The 25,786-nt window shown below is 71.0% G+C and carries 29 protein-coding genes; 7 read left to right on the forward strand and 22 right to left on the reverse strand.

The genetic code is table 11. The features are described 5' to 3' along the window. Nucleotides 1–32 precede the first annotated feature (32 nt). The 3 genes from glyS to glyQ are packed head-to-tail and all read right to left on the reverse strand — an operon-like array spanning nt 33 to nt 3,395. The gene (gene glyS, locus WCE39_RS08965; protein WP_343276342.1) at nt 33–2,231 is read right to left on the reverse strand and encodes a glycine--tRNA ligase subunit beta; all 2,199 of its coding nucleotides are present in this window, start codon (nt 2,229–2,231) and stop codon (nt 33–35) included. Then, nucleotides 2,228–2,467, reverse strand: a complete 240-nt coding sequence (locus WCE39_RS08970) for a hypothetical protein (RefSeq protein ID WP_343276343.1) — start codon at nt 2,465–2,467, stop codon at nt 2,228–2,230. Before WCE39_RS08970 ends, glyS begins: the two co-directional genes overlap by 4 nt. A gap of 16 nt (nt 2,468–2,483) precedes the next feature. Further along, nucleotides 2,484–3,395, reverse strand: a complete 912-nt coding sequence (glyQ, locus tag WCE39_RS08975; protein WP_343276344.1) for a glycine--tRNA ligase subunit alpha — start codon at nt 3,393–3,395, stop codon at nt 2,484–2,486. Nucleotides 3,396–3,494: 99 nt separating this feature from the next. Between glyQ and WCE39_RS08980 the strand changes: the two genes are divergently transcribed. Beyond that, nucleotides 3,495–4,223, forward strand: a complete 729-nt coding sequence (locus tag WCE39_RS08980) for a glutamine amidotransferase (protein WP_343276345.1) — start codon at nt 3,495–3,497, stop codon at nt 4,221–4,223. 65 nt (nt 4,224–4,288) lie between these two features. Then, a complete protein-coding gene (locus WCE39_RS08985) occupies nt 4,289–5,197 on the forward strand; it encodes a hypothetical protein (RefSeq protein WP_343276346.1) in 909 nt (302 codons plus the stop codon). A 6-nt stretch (nt 5,198–5,203) separates the two neighbouring features. Here the strand turns inward: WCE39_RS08985 and WCE39_RS08990 are convergent, their stop codons facing one another. The 5 genes from WCE39_RS08990 to WCE39_RS09010 form a co-directional block, all read right to left on the reverse strand. Continuing rightward, on the reverse strand, nt 5,204–5,923 hold the full coding sequence (locus WCE39_RS08990) for an RDD family protein (protein WP_343276347.1): 720 nt from the start codon (nt 5,921–5,923) through the stop codon (nt 5,204–5,206). Next, nucleotides 5,923–6,675 carry a twin-arginine translocase subunit TatC gene (tatC, locus tag WCE39_RS08995; protein WP_343276348.1) on the reverse strand — a complete coding sequence of 251 codons (753 nt, stop codon included), beginning with the start codon at nt 6,673–6,675 and terminating at the stop codon, nt 5,923–5,925. Before tatC ends, WCE39_RS08990 begins: the two co-directional genes overlap by 1 nt. Next, nucleotides 6,665–7,195, reverse strand: a complete 531-nt coding sequence (gene tatB / locus WCE39_RS09000) for a Sec-independent protein translocase protein TatB (RefSeq protein WP_343276349.1) — start codon at nt 7,193–7,195, stop codon at nt 6,665–6,667. The genes tatC and tatB overlap by 11 nt, the downstream gene beginning before the upstream one ends. A 24-nt stretch (nt 7,196–7,219) precedes the next feature. Next, entirely contained in the window at nt 7,220–7,444 is a 225-nt protein-coding gene (gene tatA, locus WCE39_RS09005; RefSeq protein WP_343276350.1) for a Sec-independent protein translocase subunit TatA, read from the reverse strand. A 78-nt stretch (nt 7,445–7,522) separates the two neighbouring features. After that, nucleotides 7,523–8,461, reverse strand: coding sequence for a lipid-binding SYLF domain-containing protein (locus tag WCE39_RS09010; RefSeq protein WP_343276351.1), 939 nt, complete (start codon nt 8,459–8,461; stop codon nt 7,523–7,525). A 194-nt stretch (nt 8,462–8,655) separates the two neighbouring features. On the opposite strand from WCE39_RS09010, the gene hemH reads away from it, so the two are divergent. Next, nucleotides 8,656–9,621 carry a ferrochelatase gene (gene hemH / locus WCE39_RS09015; RefSeq protein WP_343276352.1) on the forward strand — a complete coding sequence of 322 codons (966 nt, stop codon included), beginning with the start codon at nt 8,656–8,658 and terminating at the stop codon, nt 9,619–9,621. Next, complete coding sequence (locus tag WCE39_RS09020) at nt 9,621–10,463, forward strand: alpha/beta fold hydrolase (protein ID WP_343276353.1); 843 nt, start codon at nt 9,621–9,623, stop codon at nt 10,461–10,463. The genes hemH and WCE39_RS09020 overlap by 1 nt, the downstream gene beginning before the upstream one ends. Nucleotides 10,464–10,470: 7 nt before the next feature. On the opposite strand, the gene WCE39_RS09025 is transcribed toward WCE39_RS09020, so the two are convergent. The 4 genes from WCE39_RS09025 to ttcA all read right to left on the reverse strand — a co-directional run bounded on the left by WCE39_RS09025 (nt 10,471) and on the right by ttcA (nt 13,807). Beyond that, nucleotides 10,471–10,977, reverse strand: a complete 507-nt coding sequence (locus WCE39_RS09025) for a hypothetical protein (protein ID WP_343276354.1) — start codon at nt 10,975–10,977, stop codon at nt 10,471–10,473. A 48-nt stretch (nt 10,978–11,025) separates the two neighbouring features. Beyond that, nucleotides 11,026–11,829, reverse strand: a complete 804-nt coding sequence (locus WCE39_RS09030) for a YgjP family zinc-dependent metalloprotease (RefSeq protein ID WP_343276355.1) — start codon at nt 11,827–11,829, stop codon at nt 11,026–11,028. A gap of 62 nt (nt 11,830–11,891) precedes the next feature. Beyond that, nucleotides 11,892–12,797: a recombination-associated protein RdgC gene (locus WCE39_RS09035; RefSeq protein ID WP_343276356.1), complete on the reverse strand. Its 906-nt coding sequence runs from the start codon at nt 12,795–12,797 to the stop codon at nt 11,892–11,894. Nucleotides 12,798–12,904: 107 nt separating this feature from the next. After that, nucleotides 12,905–13,807 (reverse strand): tRNA 2-thiocytidine(32) synthetase TtcA, encoded by a 903-nt coding sequence (gene ttcA, locus WCE39_RS09040; protein WP_343276357.1) that lies wholly within the window; start codon nt 13,805–13,807, stop codon nt 12,905–12,907. 53 nt (nt 13,808–13,860) lie between these two features. Here ttcA and WCE39_RS09045 point away from each other — a divergent pair, with 53 nt between their 5' ends. Further along, nucleotides 13,861–14,076 (forward strand): YdcH family protein, encoded by a 216-nt coding sequence (locus WCE39_RS09045; RefSeq protein ID WP_343276358.1) that lies wholly within the window; start codon nt 13,861–13,863, stop codon nt 14,074–14,076. Between the two features lie 66 nt (nt 14,077–14,142). Here WCE39_RS09045 and plsB read toward each other — a convergent pair whose 3' ends face one another. The 4 genes from plsB to WCE39_RS09065 all read right to left on the reverse strand — a co-directional run bounded on the left by plsB (nt 14,143) and on the right by WCE39_RS09065 (nt 18,882). After that, nucleotides 14,143–16,755 carry a glycerol-3-phosphate 1-O-acyltransferase PlsB gene (gene plsB / locus WCE39_RS09050; protein WP_452299575.1) on the reverse strand — a complete coding sequence of 871 codons (2,613 nt, stop codon included), beginning with the start codon at nt 16,753–16,755 and terminating at the stop codon, nt 14,143–14,145. Nucleotides 16,756–16,804: 49 nt separating this feature from the next. Then, nucleotides 16,805–17,770, reverse strand: a complete 966-nt coding sequence (locus WCE39_RS09055) for a hypothetical protein (RefSeq protein ID WP_343276359.1) — start codon at nt 17,768–17,770, stop codon at nt 16,805–16,807. 71 nt (nt 17,771–17,841) lie between these two features. Next, nucleotides 17,842–18,519 (reverse strand): hypothetical protein, encoded by a 678-nt coding sequence (locus WCE39_RS09060; protein ID WP_343276360.1) that lies wholly within the window; start codon nt 18,517–18,519, stop codon nt 17,842–17,844. Between the two features lie 45 nt (nt 18,520–18,564). Beyond that, nucleotides 18,565–18,882 carry a hypothetical protein gene (locus WCE39_RS09065; protein ID WP_343276361.1) on the reverse strand — a complete coding sequence of 106 codons (318 nt, stop codon included), beginning with the start codon at nt 18,880–18,882 and terminating at the stop codon, nt 18,565–18,567. Between the two features lie 143 nt (nt 18,883–19,025). On the opposite strand from WCE39_RS09065, the gene sctU reads away from it, so the two are divergent. Continuing rightward, nucleotides 19,026–20,117, forward strand: coding sequence for a type III secretion system export apparatus subunit SctU (sctU, locus tag WCE39_RS09070; RefSeq protein WP_343276362.1), 1,092 nt, complete (start codon nt 19,026–19,028; stop codon nt 20,115–20,117). Between the two features lie 3 nt (nt 20,118–20,120). Here sctU and sctT read toward each other — a convergent pair whose 3' ends face one another. From sctT to WCE39_RS09100, 6 genes are all read right to left on the reverse strand, one after another. After that, nucleotides 20,121–20,900 carry a type III secretion system export apparatus subunit SctT gene (sctT, locus tag WCE39_RS09075; protein WP_343276363.1) on the reverse strand — a complete coding sequence of 260 codons (780 nt, stop codon included), beginning with the start codon at nt 20,898–20,900 and terminating at the stop codon, nt 20,121–20,123. A gap of 3 nt (nt 20,901–20,903) precedes the next feature. Next, entirely contained in the window at nt 20,904–21,170 is a 267-nt protein-coding gene (gene sctS / locus WCE39_RS09080) for a type III secretion system export apparatus subunit SctS (RefSeq protein ID WP_343276364.1), read from the reverse strand. Nucleotide 21,171: 1 nt separating this feature from the next. Continuing rightward, the gene (locus tag WCE39_RS09085; RefSeq protein WP_343276365.1) at nt 21,172–22,227 is read right to left on the reverse strand and encodes an EscR/YscR/HrcR family type III secretion system export apparatus protein; all 1,056 of its coding nucleotides are present in this window, start codon (nt 22,225–22,227) and stop codon (nt 21,172–21,174) included. A 3-nt stretch (nt 22,228–22,230) separates the two neighbouring features. Continuing rightward, a complete protein-coding gene (gene sctQ, locus WCE39_RS09090; protein WP_343276366.1) occupies nt 22,231–23,325 on the reverse strand; it encodes a type III secretion system cytoplasmic ring protein SctQ in 1,095 nt (364 codons plus the stop codon). Nucleotides 23,326–23,395: 70 nt separating this feature from the next. After that, nucleotides 23,396–24,001 (reverse strand): response regulator transcription factor, encoded by a 606-nt coding sequence (locus WCE39_RS09095; protein ID WP_343276367.1) that lies wholly within the window; start codon nt 23,999–24,001, stop codon nt 23,396–23,398. A 3-nt stretch (nt 24,002–24,004) separates the two neighbouring features. Beyond that, nucleotides 24,005–25,111 (reverse strand): sensor histidine kinase, encoded by a 1,107-nt coding sequence (locus WCE39_RS09100; protein ID WP_343276368.1) that lies wholly within the window; start codon nt 25,109–25,111, stop codon nt 24,005–24,007. Between the two features lie 90 nt (nt 25,112–25,201). Between WCE39_RS09100 and WCE39_RS09105 the strand changes: the two genes are divergently transcribed. Beyond that, on the forward strand, nt 25,202–25,591 hold the full coding sequence (locus WCE39_RS09105; RefSeq protein WP_343276369.1) for a flagellar biosynthetic protein FliO: 390 nt from the start codon (nt 25,202–25,204) through the stop codon (nt 25,589–25,591). Nucleotides 25,592–25,786: the final 195 nt, after the last annotated feature.

A 25,786-nucleotide genomic window follows, 5' to 3' on the forward strand; every position in this document is an offset into this window, starting at 1 on the left:
CGCGATTAACGCAATCCGGCCCGGGCCCGGTGTCAGGCCGACAGGTGTTCGATGGCCGCCACGCTGCCCAGTCGCGAGGACAGCCGCTGCAGCAGCGCCAGGCGGTTGCCGCGCAGGGCGGGATCTTCGGCGTTGACCATCACCGCGTCGAAGAACGCATCGACCTGCGGCCGCAGCCGGGCCAGGCGCGCGAGCGCATCGCCGTAGTTGCCGGCGGCAAGCGGCGCGCCGGTGTCGGCGTAGGCGGATTCCACCGCGGCGGCCAGGGCCTGTTCGGCCGGCTCCTGCAGCAGCGTGGGATCCACGATATCGGGCACCGTGCCTTCGGCCTTGCGCAGGATGTTGCGGATGCGCTTGTCGGCGGCGGCCAGGGCCTCGGCCTCGGGCAGCTTCGCGAAGCTGGCGATGGCGTCGATGCGGCGGTCGAAGTCACGCAGCGACGCCGGGCGCAGCGCGGCCACGGCATTGAACTGCTGCACCGGCACGCCGCGGCCGGCGTAGTAGCCGCGCAGGCGCTCGATGACGAAGTCGTAGAGTTCGTCGACGGCGGACTGCTGGTCCGCGTCGCGCTCGGCAACCGCCTGCTCCAGGGACTTGCGGGCGCGGGCCTGCTCTTTCTCGCCGCTCGCGGAGGCGAGTGCGGAGTCGGCGGTGTCGACCATGGCGGCCAATGCCAGCCGACGTGCGGACTCCAGCATTCCGTGGACATCCAGCTCCAGCCCGCCTTCGATGATCGTGCGCGCAAGCGCCAGCGCGTTGCGGCGCAGGGCGAAAGGATCCTTGTTGCCGGTGGGCTTGAGCCCGGCCGCGAAGCCGCCGGCCAGGGTGTCGATGCGTTCGGCGATCGCCAGCAGCCGGCCCAGCGGCGAAGGCGCGATGGCGTCGCCGGCGCCGCGCGGCTGCCAGGCTTCGTCCAGCGCATTGGCCAGCGCCTCGCGATCGCCTGGTGACAGTCCGGCAAGCGCTGGATCCTGGATCGCGTAATAGCGCCCGGCGATTCCCTGCAGCTCGGGGAATTCGTTGACCATGCGTGACTGCAGGTCGGCCTTCGACAACAGCGCGGCCTGGCGCGCAAGCGCCGCGTCGATCCCCGCCGCCGGTGCCAGCGCCTCCGCCAGCGCGGCCACGCGCGCCGCCTTGTCGGCCACGCTGCCCAGCTTCGCCTGGTAGGTCACGCTGGCCAGGCCGTCGTTCATCGCCGACAGCCCCTGCTTCATGTCTTCGTCGAAGAAGAACCCGGCGTCGGCAAAGCGCGGGCGGATCACGCGCTCGTAGCCCTTGCGCACTTCGGATTCGTCGCGCGAGGCGATGTTGGCCACGCCGATGAAGTGCTCGGTCAGGCGGCCGTCTTCTCCGAGCACCGGGAAGAACTTCTGGTTGGCTTCCATGGTCGCCACCAGCGCCTCCTGCGGCACGGCCAGGAAGCCGGGGTCGAAGGAGCAGGCCACGGCCGATGGCCATTCGACCAGGCATTCCACCTGCGCCAGGTTGCCGGGCTCGATCCGCGCGGTGCCGCCGGCCTTCGTGGCTGCGGACTCGACGCCGGAGACGATCGCGGCGCGGCGCTCTTCGGGATCCACCAGCACCTTCGCACCGCGCAACGCGTCGACGTAGTCGCCGGGTGCGCCGATCCATACCGGCTTGTCGTGCATGAAGCGATGGCCGCGGCTCATGCGGTCGGACGCGATGCCGAAGGCGCTGGCCGGCACCACGTCGCCGCCGAGCAGCACCACCAGCCAGTGCACGGGGCGGGCGAAGGCGTGCGCGTGCGCGCCCCAGCGCATCGCCTTGGGCACCGGGATCGCCGCGATGGCTTCGTCCAGCACCGCGGGCAGCAGGTCGCGCGTGGCGGCGCCGGTTGTCACCGAGCGGTGCACGAAACGCTCGCCCTTCTGGTCGGTGGTGCGTTCGAGCGTGCTCCAGTCGACGCCGGCCTTCTGAGCGAAACCCTGCAGCGCACGCGTCGGTTGGCCTTCGGCGTCCAGGGCGATGTTGACGTAGGGGCCCAGCACTTCGGACGCGCGGTCGGGTTGCACCGTGGCCACCCCGTCCAGCAGGACGGCGAGCCGGCGCGGACCGTACAGCGGCCGTGCGCCCTCGGCGAAGGCGATGCCACGCGCGGCGAGTGCGTCGCGGACACCGTCGAGGAACGCACGTGCCAGGCCCGGCAGCGCGGCGACGGGAAGTTCGTCGGTGCCCAGTTCGATCAGGAGTGGAGCGGTATCGGTCACGGAAGGTCCTTGTTGACCGCGATGAGGTGGCCCAGGCCGTTGTCCGGCGTGGTCGGTTTGCGGTCGCCGTTGAGCATCAGCAGGACGATGCCGGCCAGCGGCATCAGCAGCACGCCGAACAGCAGCCAGAGCCACGCGTTGCGCCCGGTCTGCTGCGCCCAGTACGCGGCGAAGAATCCGAACGCCACCGGCGCGGACCAGGCGTACACGAATGCAATGGAGAAGATCTCGGTCATGCGCTGTGACTCCCTGTCAGGCGACGTTCTTCGCGGCGGACTTCAGCCCGGGGAAGCCGAGCTTCTCGCGCTGCGCGAAATAGGCTTCGGCGACCGCCTGCGACAGCCTGCGCACGCGCAGGATGTAGCGCTGGCGCTCGGTGACGCTGATCGCGCGCCGGGCATCGAGCATGTTGAAGCTGTGGCTGGCCTTCATCACCTGCTCGTAGGCGGGCAGCGGCAGGCCGAGTTCCACCAGCTTCATCGCCTCGGCCTCGCAGGCGTCGAAGCGATGGAACAGCTCGGCGACATCGGCGTGCTCGAAGTTGTACGTGCTCTGCTCCACCTCGTTCTGGTGGTACACGTCGCGATACGTGACCGGCCTGCCGTCGGGGCCGTGCGTCCACACCAGGTCGAACACGTCGTCGACGTTCTGCAGGTACATGCACAGGCGCTCGAGGCCGTAGGTGATCTCGCCCAGCACCGGCTTGCACTCGATGCCGCCGGCCTGCTGGAACCAGGTGAACTGGGTCACCTCCATGCCGTTGAGCCACACCTCCCAGCCCAGGCCCCAGGCGCCCAGCGTCGGCGACTCCCAGTTGTCCTCGACCAGGCGCAGGTCGTGCACCAGCGGGTCCACGCCCACGCTCTTCAGCGATTCGAAATACAGCTCGACGATGTTGTCGGGCGAGGGCTTCATCACCACCTGGTACTGATAGTAGCGCTGCAGGCGGTTGGGGTTCTCGCCGTAGCGGCCGTCGGTGGGACGGCGGCAGGGCTGCACGTAGGCGGCGTTCCAGGGCTCCGGCCCGAGCGAACGCAGGAAGGTCGCCGGGTGGAAAGTGCCGGCGCCGACCTCGAGGTCGAGCGGCTGGACCAGCACGCAGCCCTGAGCGGCCCAGAAGTCGTTGAGCCGCTGGATCAGCTGCTGGAAAGTGGGTGCGGTCATGCGCGGTCCGTGCCCGCCGGGGCGGCGTGGATGGAGGGCGGGCTAGTATAGCGGCCGCTCCCGCGCGCCCCGCGCGGCTGAAGTTTCAGGGTCGCACGCATGTTCCGGAACACACCGCCCTTCCTGGTCCTCGAGACCGGCCGTCCCGTGGCTTCGATGCGTCGCCACGGCGGCTTCGCGCACTGGATCCGCACCGCCGCAGGGCTGTCGCGCGACGAAATCGAGGTGGTCGACGTGCAGTCCGGCGATACGCCGCAGTCGCATCGCGGCTACGCCGGCGTGCTGGTCAGTGGGTCAGGCGCCATGGTCAGCGACCGCGAGCCCTGGAGTGAACGCGCCGCCGACTGGCTGCGAGACGCCGCCCACGCCGGCGCGCACGTGTTCGGCATCTGCTACGGCCACCAGCTGCTGGCGCATGCGCTGGGCGGCACCGTGGCCGACAATCCGCGCGGGCGCGAGATGGGCACGGTGGCCATCGTACCCGGCCCCGAGGCGGGCAACGACCCGCTGTTCGCCGGCCTGCCGGAGCGCTTCCTGGCGCAGGCCACCCACCTGCAGAGCGTGCTCGCACTGCCCCCGGCTGCCATCGGGCTTGCGTCCTCGGATCTCGACGACGTCCACGCCTTCCGCTGGGGCGACGCGACATGGGGCGTGCAGTTCCACCCCGAGTTCAGCGCCGGGCACATGCGCGGCTACATCGAGGCGCGCAGCGACAGCCTGGCCGCCGAAGGCCTGGACCCCGACGCCATGCGCGCCGCGGTGCGCGCAGCACCCGACGCACGTCGCGTGCTGCGGCGGTTCGTGCGCCGGGCACGCCGCCACGCCTGAGGCCGCCGGGTTACGATACGTGGGCGTGGCACGGCCACGGACAGACTTGCAACCGGGGACACTGGATGAGTACACGAACGATGGGCCCGGCTTCGGGCTGGCGCTGGCTGCTGAACGCCGTGAACCTGGGCGGCGGGAACCCGCGCGCGGTCCTTGGCGGCGCGGCATTGATGATGCTGGTCGCGCTGGTCCCCAGCCTCATCCAGATCGTCGTGCAGAGCGTCATGGGCGTCACCAGCGCCGGGGTGATGATCGCGCTGATGGGGTTCTCGGTGCTGTTCTCGCTGCTGGTGATGGGCCCTTTGTTCGCCGGCTACCTGCGGCTGCTGCACGGCAGTGAAACCGGCGCGCCCGTGCGCGCGGCGGCGATCTTCGACGTGTTCGGCGGCGGGCAGGGCGCGGGCCGGGTGATCGGCGTGCTGCTGGGCCTGATCGTGATTGGCATGGTGTTGTTCGGCGCGGTGGCGTTCGCCTTCGGCGGCGACTTCTTCGCGCAGATCGGCTCGGTGTTCGAGGCGCTCGAGGGCGCCGAGCCGGGCACCACGCCGGTGCTGCCGCCGCTGCCCAGCGGCCTGGGGACTTTCCTCGGCCTGCTGTTCATCGTCGGCATGTTTTTCAACGGCGCCTATGCGATCGCCCTTGGACAGGTCGCACTGGGTGGCCGCGGCATCGGCGAGGCCCTGCGCGATGGCCTGCTGGGCGCGCTGCGCAACCTGCTGCCGCTGCTGGTGCTGAGCATCGTGGTGACCGTGGGCGGGATGCTGGCGCTGCTGCTGCTGGGGCTGCTGGTGGCGGTGCTGATGGGCGTGGGCACCCTGGTGCACCCTGCCTTGGGCATGGTGCTTGCCGCACCGGCCTATCTCGCGGCGATGGTGGCGCTGTACGTGGTGATGTTCGGCGTCATGTACTACATGTGGCGCGACGTCTGCGGCGGCCCGTCCGGGGTGGACAGCCAGCACGAAGTAGTGGCCTGACGGGGCTCAGCCCCACAGTGCGCGGTCGAGCGCCGCCTGCATCGGCACGGCCATCGCCTGCGCGATCCAGGCCATCGCCGCCAGCCACGCAGCCGCCTGCAGTGCCAGCCATGCGCCGGCCCATGCCGGCATCCGCTCCGGCGCGCCGGCGGCACGCACCACGCGGGTCCGGCTGAGCCGGTCGTGCAGCGCCGCGTGATCGGGCGCGACGCCGGCCAGCAGGTGGCCGATGTTGAGGCTCAGCCAGGACAGCGTGCCGGCCAGGAACCGCGCCAGCGCGGCAGCCGTCCCTATGCGCCCACCGGAACGATCGACCACGCGCAGGCCCAGCGCGCGCTTGCCGGGCGTGGCCTGCAGCGGCGAGCGCTCGAAGCCCACGCACCAGGCCATGAACAGGGCCACGAAGAGTGCCATCGGCCACGCCAGCAGCCCGGCCAGCGCCGACTGCAGGGCGGTCGCCGCGGCGAGCAGTGCGGGATCGTGCAGCCAGTCGCGGGCGAGTCCGATCGAGGCGGAGGGGTCGGCGGGATCCATCGGCGCCGGCATGGAATGGATGGCCGCGGCCATGCGCCGGGCCACGGCGTCCACCAGCCCGTCCCAGGCGCCGCCAACGCCGGCCGCGGCGCGATTCATGGACGCCCGGCACAGCAGTAGCACCGGCAAGGCCACCAGCGCCGCATCAAGCGACCATGCCGCGCAGCGCCGCCAGAAGCCGGCGGGGCGCATCAGCCGGCGTCGCGGTCGCCGGCGGCGGCGTCGGGTCGCGGCGCGACCATGCGCGCGGCGATGATCCCGGCCTCGTACAGCAGGCACATCGGGATCGCCAGCAGCAGCTGCGAGATCACGTCCGGCGGGGTGATGACCGCCGCCAGGATGAAGATGCCGACGATCGCGTAGCCGCGCGATTCCTTCAGCTGCGCGGGCGTGACCCAGCCCAGCAGCACCAGGATCACCAGCGCCACCGGCAGTTCGAAGCTGATGCCGAAGGCGAGGAAGATCACCAGCACGAAGTCGAGGTAGGCGTTGATGTCGGTCATCATCGCCACGCCTTCCGGCGTGACCATGGTGAGGAAGCCGAACACCGACGGCAGCACGATGTAGAAGGCAAAGGCGCAGCCTGCGTAGAACAGCAGCAGCGAGCTCGCCAGCAACGGCAGCGCGAGGTGCTTCTCGCGCTTGTACAGCCCGGGCGCCACGAAGGCCCAGGCCTGGTAGAGCAGCCACGGCATGCTCAGCACCACGGCGGCGAAGAACGCCAGCTTCAGCGGTGCGAAGAACGGCGAGGCGACCTCGACCGCGATCAGGTGCGCGCCTTCGGGCAGCTTGGCCACCAACGGTGCCGACAGCCAGGCATAGAGCCTGTTGGCGAAGGGCAGCAGCACCAGCAGCACCACGCCCAGGCCGGCCAGCCCGCGCATGATCCGGCTGCGCAGCTCGAGCAGGTGGTCGAAGATGTGGCCGTCGCCTTCAGCAGCCATCGCGGCCTCCGCTGCCCGCCGGAGGGGCGTCGCCGCCGGGCGGGCCGGCGGGCGGGGCGTCGGTGTCCATTGCGATGCCGGTGCCGGTGCCGGTGCCGGCGTGTGCGTCGGCGTCGGCGTCGGCGGTCGGGTCGCCGGTGGCCAGGCCCTTGGCGGCGTCCGCAGCGGCGCCACTGCTGGCCCCGGGCTCGACGCCGGCGGCGAGCCCGTCGCGAAGCGTCACGAGCCCGCGCTGCGCATCCTCGCCGGCCTGGCGGACCTCGCGATCGACATCACTGACGGCCGAACGCACGCCGCGCTCGAGGTCGGTGGCGGCGGTGCGCGCGGCATCGAGGTTCTCTTTCAGGTCCTCGGCGGCCATCTCGCGCTCCAGCTCGGACTTCACCGAATACCACTGCGCGCGCGCGCGCCGCACCCACAGACCGGCGAAGCGCGCGGCCTTCGGCAGGCGCTCGGGTCCGAGCACCACCAGCGCCACCAGCGCGAGGAGCATCAGCTCGCCGAAACCGAGGTCGAACATGCCGAGCGGCCCGCCGCGCCGGGATCAGCGCTGCACGGAGTCGTTGTCGCGTTCGGCCTTGCGCTCACCGTCGCGGGTCTGGTCGCCGAGCTGGCCGGCCGGCTTGTCGTCGTCGTCGGCGATGCCCTTCTTGAAGCCCTTCACGGCCTCGCCCAGGTCACGACCGGCGCCGCGGAGGCGCTTGGTACCGAAGATCAGCAGCACGACCACCAGGACGATGATCCAATGCCAGATGCTGAAACTGCCCATGCCGCTACCTGCGTGTGTTCGGGCGCTCAGGATACCAACTCGCCCGCGGCATGGACCGCGGGCGGTGCATCCGGTGCGTCAGTCGATGGGATCGGGAAGCGGCGCCGGCAGGTCGTCCGCGGGAAGCGGCTCGGACCTCACCGGGGCCTCGTCGACCGGCTGGAATGCACTCGGGCCCTGCGGGGGCAGGCGTTCGCTGACCAGGGGAGCGGTCTGCGCCCCCGTGGACTGCGTGCCCGGGGCCGGTGCGGCCACCGGCGCGGCGTAGCTGCCGGCGGCGGCATGCGAAGCGCCTTCGGTGCCGCGGTTGGCGCGCGCCAAGGCCGTGGCTTCCTCCAGACTGTCGCGGAAGTCGACCACCGCGACCGAAGGCTGGCCGGTGGCGCGGCCCTCGAAGATCATCCGCGGGGTGGTGTCGGGGCCGTAGGCGGCCTCGTTGGCCTCGTCGTCGATCGAGAGCACGGCGCCGTCAAGCGCCACGCCGACGAACAGCCCGCGCGCGCGCGACCACGACCAGATCTCGGCCTTGAGCTCGCCGTCGGTGGCGGTCGAGGCGTTGCGGCCCAGCGGGCCGGCGGCCACGGCCGCGTCGGCGCCCAGGGTGAACTTGCCGTTGACGATCGACTCCAGGCCCCGCTGGCTGCGGAACACCAGCACCACGTCGGAGGACTGCACGCCGGCCTGGAAGCCGATGCTGCCGCCGGTCAGCTTGACGAAGCTCGGGTTGGACCAGGTGCCGTCGGGGTTCTTCACCGACATCAGGCCGTGGCCGCGGCGGCCGCCGATCACCAGGCCGGCCTTGATGGTGTCGGGCACGACCACGATCGCGTGGCCTTCGTCGAAAAGCTTTTCCGGGATCGCCGACTCCGGGATCGCCTGGATGTCGGTGAGCACGCGCACCGCGTTGAGCGCGCGCGCATCCTCGGCGGGGCCGGCGGACGCAGGCGCGGCGGCCAGCGCGAGGCACAGCGCGGCTGCGAGGACGGGCAGGCGGAGCAGGTGGCGCTTGGCGGTCATGGACGACTCCGTGGCGGATGCATGGTTCGGAAGGATGCGACGCGGCGTGTTGGATGTCGACCGCGCGCCGCGTGGGCCGTCAGGCTATGCGCGTGGCCATGAATCGGCGGTGAGCCCGGGTGGCGCCGCTGCGGCCATGCCCGGACCGTACACTGTCGGGCCACGCCCGCATGTACGACGCCAGCAGCCGCCCCATGACCGAAGCCGTCCCTCCCGCCCGCGATGTCCTGTTGCTGGCCAACCTCGGCACGCCCCCGGCACCGACCGCGGGCGCCGTGTCGCGCTACCTCCTCGAGTTCCTGTCCGACCCGCGCGTGGTGCAGCTGCCGCGCCTGTTCTGGCAGCCGTTGCTGCGCCTGGTGGTGCTGCCGCTGCGTTCGCGCAAGGTCGCCCACAAGTACGCCGAGGTGTGGATGGAGGGTGGCTCGCCGCTTGAAGTGCATACCCGCCGGCTGGCGCAGGCGGTGCAGGGGCTGCTGCCCGGCGTGCACGTCGAGCACGTGATGCGCTACGGCGAGCCCGCGCTCACCCGCCGGCTGCGCGAACTGCGCGGCGAGGGCGCACGCGTGCTGGTCCTGCCCCTGTACCCGCAGTACTCGACCACCACCACGGCCTCGATGGGCGACGTCGTCGCGCGCGAGATGCCGGCCGCGCGCATGGTCGAGGACTACCACGACGATCCCGCCTGGGTCGCCGCTGTGGCCGATTCGATCCGCGCCCACTGGGCGGCGCACGGGCGCGGCGACCGGCTGCTGTTTTCCTTCCACGGCATCCCGCAGCGGCTGGTGGACCAGGGCGATCCCTACCAGCGGCAGTGCCTGGCCGGCGCGCGCGCGATCGCCTCCGCGCTCGAACTGCCCGACGCGGCGTGGCAGGCGACGTTCCAGTCGCGCTTCGGCGGCGGCAAATGGCTGTCGCCCGCGACCGATGCCACGGTTCGCGCGCTGCCCGGCGAGGGCGTGCGCCGCGTCGACGTCGCCTGTCCGGGCTTTGCCGCCGATTGCCTGGAGACCCTGGAGGAGATCGCGCTGCAGAACGCGGAGTTCTTCCGCGAGGCCGGCGGCACGGAGCTGTCCTACATCCCCTGCCTGAACGACGCGCCGGCGCATGCGCGCGCGATCGCGGGGATCGCCACCCGCGCCTTCGAAGCATCGCGCTGATGCGCGACTTCGCGCTCGCCCTGCCGATGGGCACCGTGCGCGGACTGCGGACCGGCGACGCCGGCGCGCCGCGCGTACTGGCCCTGCACGGCTGGCTCGACAATGCCGCGAGTTTCGTGCCGCTCGCGCCGCTGCTGGGCGCGATCGACCTGGTGGCGCCGGACCTTCCGGGCCACGGCGCCAGCGACCACCTGCCGCGCGGCATGGACTACTCGTTCGCGGGTGCCGTGCACACCGTGCTCGACATTGCCGATGCGCTGGGCTGGGAGCGCTTCGCGCTGCTCGGGCATTCGATGGGTGCGGGCATCGCCAGCCTGGTGGCGGCGGCCTGCCCCGACCGCATCGAGCGGCTGGTCGCGATCGAGGCCCTGGGTGCGCTGTCGGAAGAGCCCGGCCGCACCGTCGAGCGCCTGCGCGACGCGGTGGCCTCCGTGCGCGCGCTGAAGGACAAGCGCCTGCGCGTGTTCCCGGACATCGAACTGGCGGTGCGCGCGCGCATGAAGGCCAACGGCCTGGCGGATGCCGCGGCGCGGCTCCTGGTCGAGCGCGGCATGCTGGCGGTGGAGGGCGGCTGGAGCTGGAGCAGCGATCCGCGGCTGACCTTGCCGACGATGGTGCGCATGACCGAGGCCCAGGTCGAGGACCTGGTGGCGGGCATCGCCTGTCCGACCAGGGTGCTGTTCGCCGACCCGGCCCAGCCCTACCTGCCCGATCGCCTGCGCCGCGCGCGCGCCGCGCTGCTGCCCGCCGGCGAACTGCGGGTGCTCCCCGGCGGGCACCACCTGCACATGGAGCATCCGCAGGCGGTCGCTGCCGCGATCGGCGGCTTCCTCGCCGGCTGAGCGCGGGCTACTGCAACGCCGCGCTGTCGCGCAACTGGATGCCGACCAGCAGCTGTCCGCCGGTCCGGCTGGCGAAGGTGTAGGTGGCTTCGCGCGTGCCGTCGCTGAAGCCGAGCATGGCGCTGTCGGCCTGCTGCATCGCCAACGTCCGTGACCAGCCCTTGCGCTCCATGTCGGCGCGCGCGGCCTCGAACATCGCCGTCAACGAGCCCTGCGACTCCAGGTTCACCAGGCGGGCGCCGCCGACGTCCATCACGCTGTTGATGCCGTAGCTTGCCGGCAGGAAGACGTCGCCGGGGAAGTCGGCCGGCAGTGCGACGCCGGCGCCGGCGGCGATGGCCAGCGTTTCATCGCCGGCGCGCACGTGCAGCCGGCTGCCGTCGCGGTCGACCTCCATCTGCTTGCCCGTGGCGCGCTCGATCGCGGCCTCGGCCGCGGCGTCGGCGGCCTTCTCGCAGCCGCTGGCCAGGAGGACCAGGCCGGCCAGCAGTGCGGGACGCAGGGGGTGTTGCATGGACTCGCTCCGGACGTGCCGACGTGTGGCCTGATCCGTACAACGATGTCAGCCGGGTGGACCGGACAGCACCCTCAGCATCGCCTTGAGGCGCCGGCCGTGCTCACGGAACCAGTCGCGCTCGAGGCGCCAGTCGGGACAGCGGGCCTCGACCTCGGCCCAGAACGCCGGGGAGTGGTCGGCGTGCACCAAGTGGCAGAGCTCATGCACCAGCACGTATTCGAACGCGGCCGGCCGGCCCAGCACCAGGGCCAGGTCGAGCGCGAGCGTGCCGTCGGGCGCCAGCGAGCCCCACTGCGAGGACATCGCGCGCAGGCGGATGCGTGCCGGCGCGCGCGGAAGCCCCGGCAGGTAGCGCGGCAGCCAGGCGCCGATGTCGGCGCGGGCCTCGCCTTCGTAGAAATCGCGCAGGGCGCGGCGCAGCGCGTCGTCGCCGCCGCGGCCGGTGTGGCGGAACACCAGGCCGTCACCGTCGCGTACGACGCAGGCATAGCGGCCCGCCTCCCAGCGGAGCGGCACCATCTCGCCGCGCAGCGGCAACGCCGGCGTGGCGCCGCGCTCGAGCGGCGCCACGATGTCGTCGATGGCGTGCGCGCGCAGCTGCGCCAGCAGCCAGTCGCGGTGCAGTGCGAGGAAGCGATCGCCGGACACGGTGCTGGCGCGTGGAGGCAGGGTCAGGCGGGCGCCGCGCTCGTCGACCGACAGCCGCAGCCTGCGCGCGCGGGGATCGCGCACGCGCAGCACCGCCACCTCGCTGCCGTCGTCCATCGCCAGCGCGACGGTGTCGCGCTGGATGTTGCGGGTGCCCGGTGCCGGGGACTTCGTGAGCAGCAGGCGGAGCAGGGACGACATGCGTTGATTCTACCGGCGCGCGCGCACGCGATGTGCGTCCGCGCAGCGCGTGGGCTCCGCGTTCAGGCGTCGACGCGCGACAGTTTCAGCGCCGGCTCGAGGATCTCGAACAGGCGCCGCACTTCGGCCGACATCAGCATGAAGCGCGCATCGAGTTCGGCGCGCAGGTCGTCTCGGTCGCCGCTTTCGATCTGGTCGACCGCGCCGTCGAGGAACTTGAGCTTGCGCAGCACCAGGTCTTCGCCGAGCACAAACGAGACGTGGTCATCGAGCACCAGCGCCAGCTTCGTGACCTGTTTGCCGGCCTCGAGGTGGTGGCTGATCTCGTCACTGCCCAGGTCCTGGCGCTGGCACTTCACGATCGCGCCGGTGTCGTTGCCGTCCTTGAGCTCGCACTCCTCGCCCAGCGACAGGCCTTCCGGCAGCGGTTCGCCCGCGATCCATCCGGTCAGCACGCTGCGCGGCGCGACCTCGGCATTTGCCGGCAGCGCCGGGAAGCTGCCCAGCGCCTGGCGCAGCGCGGACACCACCGCCTCGGCATTCTTGCGCGAGGAGGTGTCGACGATGCACAGCCCGTGCTTGAGGTCGAGCAGCGCGTCGGTGCGCGACGGCCGGACGAAGGCGCGCGGCAGCAGCTCGTGGATCAGCTCGTCCTTCATGCGCTTGCGCGCGCGGCCACCCGGGCGGCGGCCTTCGCGTTCCTCGGCTTCGTCGAGCTTGCGCGCCAGCATGTCGTTGACCACGGCGCCGGGAAGCAGCCGGTCTTCGCCGCCGACCGCGACCCAGGCGGCGTCGCTGATGCGATGGCTGTAGGCCTCGGATTCGCGGCCGAGCGCGGGCACGAAGCCGCTCGAGGACAGTTCAAGCGGGCCGACGGGCTTGAGCGGGTGCGTTGCGAGCGCCTCTTCGAGCCCCTCGAGGTCGAGCGACGTGGGGAAGCGGAACAGGGTCAGGTTGCGGAAGAACATGGGGAATGGGTGCCGTGGTCGATGGGGGAGTCAGGATGCGCGTGCCGGGTCGCAGGCGACGCGGCGGCGGCCCGCGGATGCGGGTCGGGATATGCGGGAGTTGGACATCAGGACGCGTTGCCGGTGCCGGATGCGTCCGGAGGTCCGTCGGGCAGCCAGCCGCGGGTCGCGGGGGCCGGCGCCGCCATGTCCCGGCCGAGGCCGGGGAAGTCGAACAGCCTGGGGTCGGCCAGCTGCGAAGGCCGGACGTCGCCCAGCGCACGCGCGATCTGTTCAACGCGCCCGGGCGTTTCGCGATCCCAATCGCGCATCATCCGCTGCACCTGCTTGCGCTGCAGGTTCTCCTGCGAGCCGCAGAGGGTGCAGGGAATGATCGGGAACGCCTTCGCTTCCGCGTACGCGGCGATATCGTCCTCGCGCACGTAGGCCAGCGGGCGGATCACCACGTGCCGGCCATCGTCGCTGAGCAGCTTCGGCGGCATCCCGCTGAGCTTGGCGTGGAAGAACATGTTGAGGAAGAACGTCGCCACCATGTCGTCGCAGTGGTGGCCGAGCGCGATCTTCGTGTAGCCGTGTCCGGCGGCGTGGGCATACAGCGCCCCGCGGCGCAGGCGCGAGCACAGCGAGCACATGGTCTTGCCTTCGGGCACCACGCGCGAGACCACCGAATAGGTGTCCTGCTCGATGATGTGGAAGTCCACGCCGAGCGCGCGCAGGTAGTCCGGGAGCACGTGCTCCGGGAAGCCGGGCTGCTTCTGGTCGAGGTTGACCGCGGTGATCGAGAACGCGACCGGCGCCTTCTTCTGCAGCTGCAGCAGGACGTCGAGCATCGCGTAGCTGTCCTTTCCGCCGGACAGGCACACCATCACCCTGTCGCCGGCTTCGATCATGCCGAAGTCGGCGATCGCGCGACCGACCTGGTGGCGCAGGCGCGCGCCCAGCCGCCGGGCGTCGTGCGCGGGATGGCGGACGCGGGGCGCGGGCTCGGCGAGTGGAAGGACGATGCTCATGGACCGCACATTCTACCGGCGCCGCCCACGGCCAGCGTGTAACCTCGCGGGGCATGCATTCACCGGACCCGCCCGAGCAGAGTCGGATCGCCCAGCGCCTCGCGGTGCTGAAGGCGGAACATCGCGACCTGGATGCCGCGATCTCGCGGCTGCAGCTGGATCCGGAAGCGGACGAGCTGGTGGTCAAGCGCCTGAAGAAGCAGAAGCTGTGGCTCAGGGACTGCATCGAGCGCATGGAGTCGGCGCTGATCCCCGACGAGCCCGCCTGAGGGCGGCCCGTCGACCGGTCGCATGCGCAGCTGCCCGCGGGCGCGGATCGCGTTGCAGTCCGGACATCAGCCCGCTTGCGCGGCCGGGGCCTCTCCTTCCCGGACCGCTTCGGGGCTGATCTTCTCGATGGTGTGCCGCAGCTCGCGGCCGAGGATCAGCTTGGCGTCGCGCGCGAACGAAGCCAGGCGTTCGTCGAAGGCGAGCTTGCTGTTCTGGTCCAGCTTCACCAGCCCCATTTCACGCAGCTTCTGGATGAAGCCGCGGAACAGCGCCTTGTCGAAGAACTCCGGCGCCGCCGGCGCGTACAGCAGGCTCAGGCGCTGCGCCGCGAGCTGGCACAGGCTTTCCAGTTCGCCGGCGCCGAGTGCCCCGGAGCCGTTCTTGGCCAGCACCGAGATCGCGATGTAGTAGCGCTCGAAGGCCTGCTGCAGCGGGTGGCCGATCGCACGCAGGCGGAACACCTCGTCGGACTGGCCGGCGTGGCGGGCGAGGATGCCGCCGTCGTCCTCGCTGACCCGCTCCAGCAGCCCTTCGCGCACGAACAGGTCGATGGTGGCGTCGATGCGCGCGGAGAATCCGCCCTCGTCCCAGGGCAGGAACAACTCGCCCTGCAGGAAGGGGTACATGCCGCGGCCGATGCGCAGCAGGGTTTCGCGCGCCATGCGCCGGTTGTGCAGGAAGCAGCAGGCGATCCATGCCGATGGAGTGAACAGGTGGACCACGTTGTTGCGGAAGTACGAGAGCAGCACCGCGGTGTCGCCATCCACGCGCAGCACGTCGCCCAGCGGGTGCGACACGCGGTGCAGCACGCCGATCTCCTCGCCGTGGGCGATGATCTGCGCGGGCGAGTGCGGGGTCACGGTCACCAGCGGGCTGTAGGGCACTTCGGCCAGCAGCTTCTTCGACAGCACGATCTGCGCGGTCAGGTCGCCCTCGCCCATGGCGTGCTTGGGCGTGGACAGCAGGGCCAGCGCAAGCAGGTTGATCGGGTTGACGTCGGCGGCGCTGTTGACGCGCTCCTGGATGCGCTGCGCGGTGGCGTCGACCGTGGCCGCCAGCCACTGCGGCTTGTCCTCGTCGGACAGCGGCCTGCCGTCCCAGTCGGCCGCGTGCTCGGCCAGCACGTCGGCCAACGCGATCGGCTCGCCGAAGTTCACCACCACCTGGCCGTAGTTCTGGCGCAGCACCTTCGGGATGCCCCACAGCAGGGCCCAGATCGATTCGCCTTCCTTGGGCTTGCCGGAGAGTTCGTCGAGGTAGCTGTTGCCCTCCATCAGCTTCTCGTAGCCGATGTACACCGGCTGGAACAGCACCGGACGCGTGGGCTGACGCACGAAGGCGCGCACGGTCATCGCCACCATGCCGCCCTTGGGCTGCAGCAGGCGCCCGGTGCGCGAGCGCCCGCCCTCGATGAAGTACTCGATCGAATAGCCGCCTGAGACCAGCTGTGCCACGTATTCGGTGAACACCGCCGAATACAGCGCATTGCCGCGGAAGCTGCGGCGGATGAAGAACGCGCCACCCTTGCGCAGGATGGTGCCGATCACCGGCAGGTTGAGGTTGATGCCGGCCGCGATGTGCGGCGGCACGATGCCGCGCGTATAGAGCAGGTACGACAGCAGCAGGTAGTCCATGTGGCTGCGGTGGCAGGGCACGTAGACGATTTCATTGCCGGGGGCCACGGCCTTGAGCTGGTCAAGGTGGTGGACCAGGACGCCGCGGAAGATCCGGTTCCAGACCGTGGTCAGCAGGAAGCTGGCCGAGCGCACCACGGGGTGCGAATAGTCGGCCGCTATCTCGTAGGCGTAGCCGTGGGCCTTCTTCCAGGCCTCCGCCTGGCCCTTGGCGGGGTCGCTGCCCTCGCGCCGGGCCTGGTCGGCGATGGCCTCGCGCACGGGGCCCGACGACAGCACCTTGTCCACCAGCAGGCGCCGGGTCGACAGGTCGGGGCCGATGACGGCGGCGCGGATGCGGTTGAAGTGGGTGCGCAGCAGGCGCGACAGCTTGCGCACCTCGCGCTCCGGCTCCAGGCCCTCGGCGACGATGGCGCGCACGGCCACCGGCGGCGCGAAGCGGACCAGGGTGTCGCGGCCGTTGAGCAGGATCGCCAGCAGGCGGCGGAAGCGTCCGACGATCGCCCAGTTCTCGGAGAACAGCACCGAGAACCAGCCGCTGTTCTTGTCCGGCGCGCGGCCGACGAAGATCGACACCGGCACCAGCTGCACGTCCAGCGCGGGATCCTCGTGGTGGGCCTCCAGCAGGCGCGCCAGCGAGTCGGAGTGGCTCTTCTTCTTTCCCGGCTTGCGCTGCGTGGCGATCTGGGTCGCCAGGGCCAACGTACTGCCCGCATTGCGGCGCGACAGCGCCACGTAGGCGCGCTTGCGGCCCAGCAGGTCCCCGGGCAGCGGCACCAGCGGCGAAGGCAGCCCGGCTTCGCGGCAGGCGCGGTCCAGGATCAGGGCGTTGGACAGGCCGTAGTCCTCGAGCACGTAGCAGACCTGGCGGCCGTCCACACCTTCGGCCGGTCCCTGCGGCTCGATGCTCAGGCCGATCCAGGGCGCCAGCAGGCGACCGAGCAGGCGCGCCCACCAGGGTCGGGGACGCCGCGCCGCGCGTGCTGGCGCGCCAGTCGCGGGGCCGGGTTCAAACAGGGAAGGCTGGGTTGGCATCGTCGACATTATGCCCAAGCCACGCCCGCGGCCCGCCGGGGCCGACCGGGCGGCGGGCTCATGGCGCGGCCACGGGTCCCGCGGGCGCGCCCGGTCCCGGCTGGGGCGCGGGCGGGGAATCCGGCAGGGACGCGGGCGGCGTGGCCGGCAGCCCGGCGGACCGCACGGCTTCGCGAGCATGGGCCAGGTAGTCGCTCAGGTACCAGCGGCCGTCGATGCGTTCCACGCTGATCACGGTGTCGACGGGGCTGCCGGCCAGGCTGTAGCGCAGGCGCACCGTGGCCCGGTCGCCCTGCTGGACCTGCAGCGAAGCCCGGGCGCTGTCCAGCGCGGCATCGAGGTCCAGGCCGTACCCCGCCAGCACGTCCGTGGCGGTGACGGAGAAGGCGCCGAGTCGCTGCAACGATGCCTCCATGCCCGCCTCGGCCATGCCGTCGGCGGTGGTCGGGCCGGCGGCGCGGGCCGCAGCCACCAGCCGCGGGATCGCGGCCCGGGCCAGGCTGCGGTCGGCGAGCGGTGCGGTGGCGGCCCATTGCGCCACCGCGGTCACGAGCTGCGCGTAATGGTCGCGTTCGTCCTCGCTGAAATCGCCCTGGTGTTCCACGTACTGGACACCGAACATGCCCATCGTGGCCGCTGCGGCGCGCAATTCGCGCTCCGAGCCCGCAATCTGGCGCTCGAAGTCGGCCGCCAGCGTGCGCTCGGCGTCCGGCGCCGCCAGCGTGCCCAACACGGTCGGCAGGTGTTCGGCAAACGGCAGCTCATCCAGGGGCCAGCGGGTGTGCCCCGTGCGCCAGGCGAGGCCGAGCTGCGCATGCAGCGCGGGCGGCACCGCGTCACGGGCGAAGGCGGCGAAGTCGCCCGTGCGCATGTGGCCGGCCAGGACCTCGACCGCGAGTGCGGGCCGGCTGAGGTCGCTGCCTGCGGCAACCTGCACGTCGGTGGGCGCGGGGCGGCAGGCTGCCAGCAGGCCCGCCACCGCCGTGGCGACCAGCAGCGACCGCAGCATCGATGGCATCGGCATGGGTTTCGCTTCCCTCTCCCCGGGATGGCGCATCTTGGCCACCGCCGGGCGCCGGCGGCAAGCCTGCTCCGTCACAGGTCGCGGACGATCCAGCCGTGGGCGGTTGTCGCGGGGGCATCGGTCGCGACGTCGGCCACGCGTTCGGGCGGCTCCCCGGCCGCCCATGCGGCGGCGATCGCCGACAGCTTGTCGCGGGTGGCGCGCGTGTAGGCGCCTTCCAGCTCGTTCTGGGCATCGGCGGCGAGCTTTTGTGGATACAGCGTGCGCGCGTCCTCGCTGCGGTTGAACATGGCGATCATCCGCGCAAGGCTGCTGCGGAAGCCCTCGGCGGACAGCGCGGTGCGCTGGGTGCGCTGCAGGTGCCAGACCACCAGGTACTCCACGGGCCCGAGCATGCGTCGGGGCGTGGCCCCGAAGAAATGCCCCGACAGCGCGCTGGCGGCTACCGGTGCGCCGTGGTCGGGCAGGCCGGTGGCGCCCCATGAGCTGAGCGCGCCGCCGGGGAGGTCCATCCGCCGCAGCGCGACGCCGAAGGTTTCCGCCAGCAGGCGCTGTGCGCGTTCGTCGTCGCTCTCGGCCACCACGCCGACCAGGCGCAGGAACAGCGGGTACTGTTCTTCGCCAAGGCGGCGCACCAGGCGCTTGAGCACGGCGAGCCGGTATTCGGGATCGGAGTGCGCGCCCAGCGCGGACACCAGCCGGTCGGCGGCCGTGCGCAGGGCCTCGGGGGAAGGAAGGAAATCGGTCATGGCCGCGGCATTATCGCGGCTGCGGCAGCCGGGCGCCCGTCGGGCTCAGCCGAATGCGTCGAGCACCGAATCCACGGCGCTTTCCGCCGCCTGGGCCAGCGGCATGGCGCCCAGCCGGGACTCCAGGCCCAGGTCGCCGGCCAGCATGCGCCCGCCGGTGGTCTCCCAGGCCGGGGCCGCGAGCATGCGTTCGCCGGCATCGGCCAGTGGTGCCGGTGCCGCCTCGGCGTCCGCGACCGGACGGCCGCCCTGGGCCTCGTGCGTGTCCCCGCCCTGCTGGCGACGCAGGTCGTCCAGCTGCCCGTCGATCCGGTGCAGGCTGGACGCGAGGTTGATGTGGGAGTCGGGACCGATGGTGCTCATGGGGCGCTGCAGGACCTGGAAAGGGGATTCGGGGCGATGGGAGGACTCTATCGCCACGGGGCCTGCTTGCCACCTCGGGGGAACCCTAGTCCGGCGATTCCGTTCAGCTGCCTTTGCGGGTGGACGCGCCTGCAGCGGAGGCCATGCTAGCGTTCGCGGGCATCGCGGAGGACGAGATGGCGAAGGACGAAGGCGCCGACAGGACCGAACAACCGACCCAGAAGAAGCTCCGCGACGCGCGCCGGGACGCCAACGTCAGCAAGAGCAAGGAGTTGACCAGCACCGTGCTCGTGCTGGGCTGGCTGCTGGGGGGCTGGATCCTGCTCGGCTTCATGTGGGACCGGCTGCGCGCGCTGTTCGATGCCAGCCTCGACGCGGTCGGCACGCCGTTCCTCGAGGCTGCGCCCGCGCTCGGCATCCATGCCTTCTGGACCCTGATCGCGCTGAGCGTGCCGCTGCTGCTGCTGGCGCTGTTCCTGGGCGTGGTGGTCGAATTCCTGCAGGTCGGTCCGGTGGTCAGCATGAAGAAGCTCACCCCGGACATGGCGCCGATGAACCCGGTCGAGGGCATCAAGAAGATGTTCTCGATGGACAACCTGGTCGAGCTGGTCAAGGCCTTCTTCAAGAGCATCGCGCTGCTGTTCATCGGCGGCGTGGTGCTCTACGGCATGCGCCACAGCCTGCTGATGCTGCCGCACGCCCCGCCCGCCGCGATGGGTACCGCGATCTGGCACGGCCTGCTGCGGATCGGCATCTGGACCATCGGCGTGTTCTTCTTCGTCTCGGTGCTCGACGCCTGGTACCAGAAGTACTCCTACCTCAAGCAGCTGCGCATGAGCCGCCGCGACATCAAGCAGGAGGTCAAGGAGAACGAAGGCGACCCGTACGTGAAGCAGCGCCGCAAGCAGTTGCACCAGGAATGGTCGCAGCAGAACATGCTCAATTCCGTCCGGGGGTCGAACGTCGTCGTGACCAATCCAACCCATATCGCGGTCGCGCTGCGCTTCGAAGCCGGGGACACCGACCTGCCGGTGGTCGTGGCCAAGGGCGAAGGCCACCAGGCCGAGGAGATCAAACGGGTCGCGGAAGAAGCCGGCGTGCCGATCCTGCAGAACGTCCCCTTGGCGCGCGGCCTGAACGAGAAGGTCGAGGTCGACGACTACATCGCCACCGAGTTCTTCGACGCGGTGGCCGAGGTGCTGTTCTGGGCCGAGGGCATCCGCCGCGGCGAATGAGGCTCAGCCCAGCGCCTGCTCCAGCACGCGCAGCAGGTGGCGGTTGCTGCCCAGGCGCTGCAGCACGATCTCCACGTACACGCCCAGCAGCAGCAGGATCAGCGCGGTCGCCAGCCAGGCCTTGATCGGCAGCGTGAGCGCGAACACGTTGAGCTGCGGTGCGTACCGGTTCACCAGGCCGAACGACAGATCGATGATGAGCAGGATCACCATCACCGGCGCGGCCAGCACCAGCACCGTGGTCATCATGAAATTGAACTGGCCCACGAACAGGTTCATCCCGGCAGCGGGCAGGTCGGGGAAGTGCGAGGTCACCGGCCACAGCACGTAGCTGCCCATCAGCAGGTCGAGGAACACCAGGAATGCCCCGCTGGCCATGAACAGCCAGGTCGCAAGCTGCGACAGGAACTCGCCGTGCAGGGTGACCTGGTGGCCCTGGATGGGATCGAACACCTGCGCCATCGACATGCCCACCTGGGTGTCGATCACGCTGCCGACGGCGGCCACGGCCCAGAACACGATGCCGAAGCAGAAACCGATCGAGACTCCGATGAACACCTCCTTGAGCACGATCAGCGGCCACTCGATCGCGCCCAGGTTTTCCATCGGCAGTCCGGCCAGCGCCATCGGCAGCACGATGATGCCGAGGCTGACCATGAAGCTGTTGCGTACCATCGCAGGCACGGTCTCGCGGGTCATCAGCGGCAGCATCAGGAACGCGCCGATGACGCGCGGCAGCACCAGCGCGAGCGCCAGCAGCGGATTGCCGAGCAGGTCGAACATGGCCTACTTGCGCACCAGGCCCGGGAAGTCGCGGAAGATGCGCTCGGTGTAGTTGTACAGCGAGCCGCCGATCAGCGCCGCCGTGAGGAACAGCATCAGCACGATTGCCAGGAACTTGCAGGCGTAGGCGAACGTCTGCTCCTGCAGCTGCGTTGCCGCCTGCAGGAAGGCGATCACCAGCCCGACCAGAGCGGCGGCCGCGATCGGCGGGCCCGACAGCAGCATGACCAGGAACAGCCCCTCCTTGGTGAGCTCCAGGACCTCGTTCACGTCATCCGCCCCCGTAGGTCAGCACCAGGCCGTGGACCAGCTTGGCCCAGCCGTCCACCAGCACGAACAGCAGCAGCTTGAACGGCAGCGAGATGGTGGTGGGCGAGAGCATCATCATGCCCAGCGCCAGCAGGATGTTGGCCACCACCAGGTCGATGATCAGGAAGGGCAGGAAGATCAGGAAGCCGATCTGGAAGGCGGTGGTGAGCTCGCTGACGGTGAATGCCGGGATCACCACGATGAAGTCGTCGACGTCGAGGTCGTCGCGGCGGTCGGCGGGCAGCAGGCGCTGCGCGCTGCGCAGGAAGAAGGCGCGTTCGCCATCGTTGGAATGGTGGATGAGGAAGCCGCGCAGCGGTTCCTTGCCCGCCTCGAAGATGCCGAGCATGCGCGCGGCGTCCATCGGCACGTCGCCGGCGGGCGTCGGCGGGCGTGGGGCGCCCGTGGCGCTGATCACCACCGGTCCGTCCCCATCGGCGCCGGGGCTGGCCCCATCGGCCGCGGCATCGGGCGGCGGATCCACGCCGTTGCCCACGTTCGCGAACAGGGGCGCGCGCGCAGGGGCCCGCGGGCCGGGGTCGACCGGAGCGGTCCCGCCCGCGGCCCGGGCTTCGGCCTCGGCGCGCAGGGCGTCGGCCGCCGCCGGGCTGGCCGGCGGCGGGTCGGCGTCCTGGCCGCCCGCGCCGCCCGCGCCGTCCGTGGCCGGGAAAAGCGGCTGCTTCGGCTGGCGCGCGGCGATGCGCTCGGCGCGGGCCTCCGCGCGGGCCTCGATCTGCGCCTGGATCTGCGGCGGCGGCGGCTGCCCGGACAGGTAGGCGGAGACCGCGGCCTGGGTATCGAACAGGACCGGTGACATCACGTACGCCGACAGCACGATCGCCAAGCCGTTGATCACGACGTTGGGCGGCACCTGCTGCAGGCCCAGGGCGTTGCGCAGCAGGCTCAGCACCACCACGATCTTGGTGAACGAGGTCACCATCACCGCCACGAATGGCGCCAGCGCGATGAAGACGACGGTGACGAGGACGACCGCCGGCGAGAAGGTGGTGAAATCCATTCCTCAGCTCCAGGACAGCAGGCGCACGCCGAGGGTGTCGCCCACGGCGACCAGTTCGCCGCGGCCGGCCTCGCGGCCGTTGGCGCGGATGGTGACGTTGTTGCCTTCAACCACCGCGCCCAGTGCGAACACGTAGCCCGGCTGCAGGTCGGCCAGCTCGCCCACGCTCATCGTGGTGCGGCCGAGTTCGAATTCCACCTGTACCGGCAGGCTGCGCGCGGGGTCCGCGGCGGGTGGGGGCGCTTCGGACGGCGTACCGGCGCCCTGCTCGTTCTCGTCCATCGGTGGATCCTCTCTGAAGGTGGGGGTGGGGACGGGCTGGGCGTGCACGGTCCAGCCGGTGGGTGCGGGTGCCAGCGGCCAGTCCCGGCCAGCCGCGCGGGCCACGCAGGCGGGCGGTCGCCCGCGGCGACCGGCGATGAGCACATCGCCGGGGCGCAGCGCGCGCCAGTCGCGCATCGGGACGGTGACCGGAAGCAGCAGGGAGACCGGCGCCTGCAGCGCGCGCCAGCGGCCGGCGTCGGGCGGCGGGTCGTGCTCGTAGGGTGGCTCGGCGCGCGCCGCGAGTGGACGCAGCCAGGCGATCGGCACCCGCAGCCACGCGGTCGTGGCCGCTACTGGCGGCGATGCCGCAGCCGGCGGGTCGCCGCCATCGCCGTCGTGGACGGCATCGCCCTGTTCGCCGTCGCCGGGTTCGTCGTCGATGTGCACCCGCAGCCACAGCGCCGGCGCCCCGGTGGCATCGCCTCCGTCGGTGCCGTCGCTGCCGTCAAGCGCGGGCAGCATGGACACACCCAGCCATTCGCTCAGGCGGCGCAGCGTGGTTTCGTGGGCCAGGCTCCAGGCGAGGATGCGCGCGCGCCCGGCCTGGTCGCTCCAGCGCAGCCGCGCGTCATCGTCGCCGGCGGTTGCAGGACCGTCCACGTGCAATGCCAGCCGCGTGCCTTCGGCATCGATCAGGAAGCTCGCCGGCGGGGGGGTCCCCGGCGCGGCCTGGATCGCGGCACCGTCTCCCAGCAGCCACCAGCGCGGCGCGGAGAAGAATCCGCGCAGGGCCTCGCAGGCCGCCGCGTCCATGGCCGGCAGCACGCCACGCACGGACCGGGCCCCGGGTGCCGCGGACACGGGCTGTGCCGTCCGCCGCGCGCGCGCCTTGCGCGCGCCGCGCTCAGCCGTGGCCAAGGGCCACCTTCATCAGCTCCGGCAGCGAGCGGACACCCAGCTTGCTCATCATGTTGGCCCTGTGCAGTTCAACGGTCTTGATGCTGATGCCGAGGATGTCGGCGATGATCTTGTTCGGCTTGCTTGCCACCACCAGGTCGAGCACCTGGCGCTCGCGCGGGCTCAGCTTGGCCAGCAGTTCATTGGCCATGCCGCCGCCCGCCGCACGGTTGCGCGCATGGGCCAGGGCGGTGCGCAGCGCGTCCACCAGCGCCTCTTCGGAGAATGGCTTCTCCAGGAAGTTGGCCGCGCCCTTGCGCATCGCCTCGACCGCCAGCGGCACGTCGCCGTGCGCGGTCACGAAGACCAGCGGCAGCTTGATGCCGCGACGGATGAGCTCTTCCTGCAGCTGCAGGCCGCTCATGCCCGGCATGCGCATGTCCGAGACCAGGCATTCGCTGGCGTCGCCGTGGCGATCGCCTGCATAGGCTTCCAGGAACGCCGGCCCGGAAGCAAAGGCTTCGACCTCGAAGCCCGCGGTCTCCAGCAGCCACGCGGTCGAATCGCGAAAGCCATCGTTGTCGTCGACCAGGTAGACCCGTGTCACCGTCATTGCCTATCCCCTCCCTTCCGCGGGCGGCAGGGTGAAGCCGAACATGCTGCCGCCGCCCTGGCGCGGCTCGAAGAACAGCCGCCCTTCGTGGTATTCGATGATCGAGCGGCAGATCGCCAGGCCGATGCCCAGGCCGTCGCTCTTGGTGGTGAAGAAGGGCGAGAACAGCTGCGCGCCCTGCTCTTCGCTCAGGCCTTCGCCGCGGTCGCAGACGCGCACCTCGACCTCGCCGTCCAGGTTCACGCGGCCCTCGATGCGCAGGCCGCGGCTCTGCGCCGGCACCTCGCGCATGGCCTCGATCGCGTTCTTGACCAGGTTCAACAGCACCTGCTCCACCATCACCCGGTCGGCGTAGACCGCGGGCAGGCCGGGTGCGAGCGCCAGCTCGATGCGCAGCTGCAGGCGCTCGGCCTCCAGGCGCAGCAGCTCGACCACGGTGTGGGTGATCTCGAGAACGTCGTGGGCGTCGCGGCGCGGCTCGCGCGCGCGCACGAATTCGCGCACCCGGGAAATCACCGCCGCGGCATGCTCGGCCTGGGTGCGCGCCGCGACCAGGGCGCGCTCGACCTGCACCGGGCCGCCGGCCTGGGCCACCAGGCGCAGGCTGCCGTTCAAGTAGTTCACGATCGCCGCCAGCGGCTGGTTGAGTTCGTGCGCCAGGGTGGCGGCCATCTCGCCGACCGACATCAGCCGCGAGGTGAACAGCAGCTTTTCCTGCTGGCTCTTGTGCGAATCAAGTGCTTCGATGCGTGCGCTGATGTCGACCGCGGTGAGCAGGTCGAGCTCCGCGCCATCGATCGTGGCCGCGCCCCAGTGCAGCGCATACCAGCGGTTGCTGTGCGGGGCGTTGACCTCGCGCGGCGCGCTGGCCGCATCGCCGTCATCGTCATCGTCGCCGGCGAGCGCCGCCAGCAGCCGGGTGCGGTCCTCGTGCCCCGCCAGGCCGGAGAAGGCGTCGCGGTAGCCGGCGTTCGCCGCCACGAGCGTCCCGCAGCCGCGGGCGAACGCGGCGCAGGGAAAGGGGATCGCATGCAACATCGCCGCCACCGCGGCGCCGTCGTCGGCGCGTGGCCGCGTACGCGCAGCGACCGTCCCCTTCGCAGGCGTCACGCAGCGACCTGCGCGATGCGCGCCGCAGCCCCGCTGCGGTAGGCTGCCGGCGCGCCGTCCGCGCGACTTTCAAGGCGAGTGCGTTTCCCCATGTCCAAGCGATCCCTGATTGCCATTACCACCATCCTGTCCCTCGCAAGTGGCACCGCGATGTCGGCCGGGGCCGAATCCGATGCGCCGGCCACGACATCGTTCGCCGCGGAACTGCTCGCCATCCTCCTGCCCCTGGCTTTCATCATCATCGGCCTGCTGCTCGTGCTGCGCCTGGTCCGGCGCCGCCACGGGCTGACCGGTCCCGATGCGCCGCTTGCGATCCTGCAGATTGTTCCGCTGGGTCCGCGTGAACGGCTGGTGTTGATGAAGACGCGCTCCGGTCGCGTGTTTACCGTGGGCGTCAGTGGGCAAAGCGTGAACTTCGTCACCGAACTCACTTCCGACGATGTGCTGGTCCGGGAGAACGTGGACGCCGGTTCCGGATGAATGCGACGACCGTCACGTTGCCATTTGTTACCGCAAAATTTCCCTTCGATTACAGCAGCCTGCGTCCACCTCCGGGAAACTTTGCCGATTGGTCGCCGGAAGCGACCGGGTGAAACTTTCCTTGATTGCGCTTGCAACGAGACTATCGTAATTTGCCACAAAGTGACGCATGAGGTCAGTGCTCGATGCGCAAGG

The organism is Luteimonas yanweni, assembly GCF_039548475.1.
Taxonomy (GTDB): domain Bacteria; phylum Pseudomonadota; class Gammaproteobacteria; order Xanthomonadales; family Xanthomonadaceae; genus Luteimonas.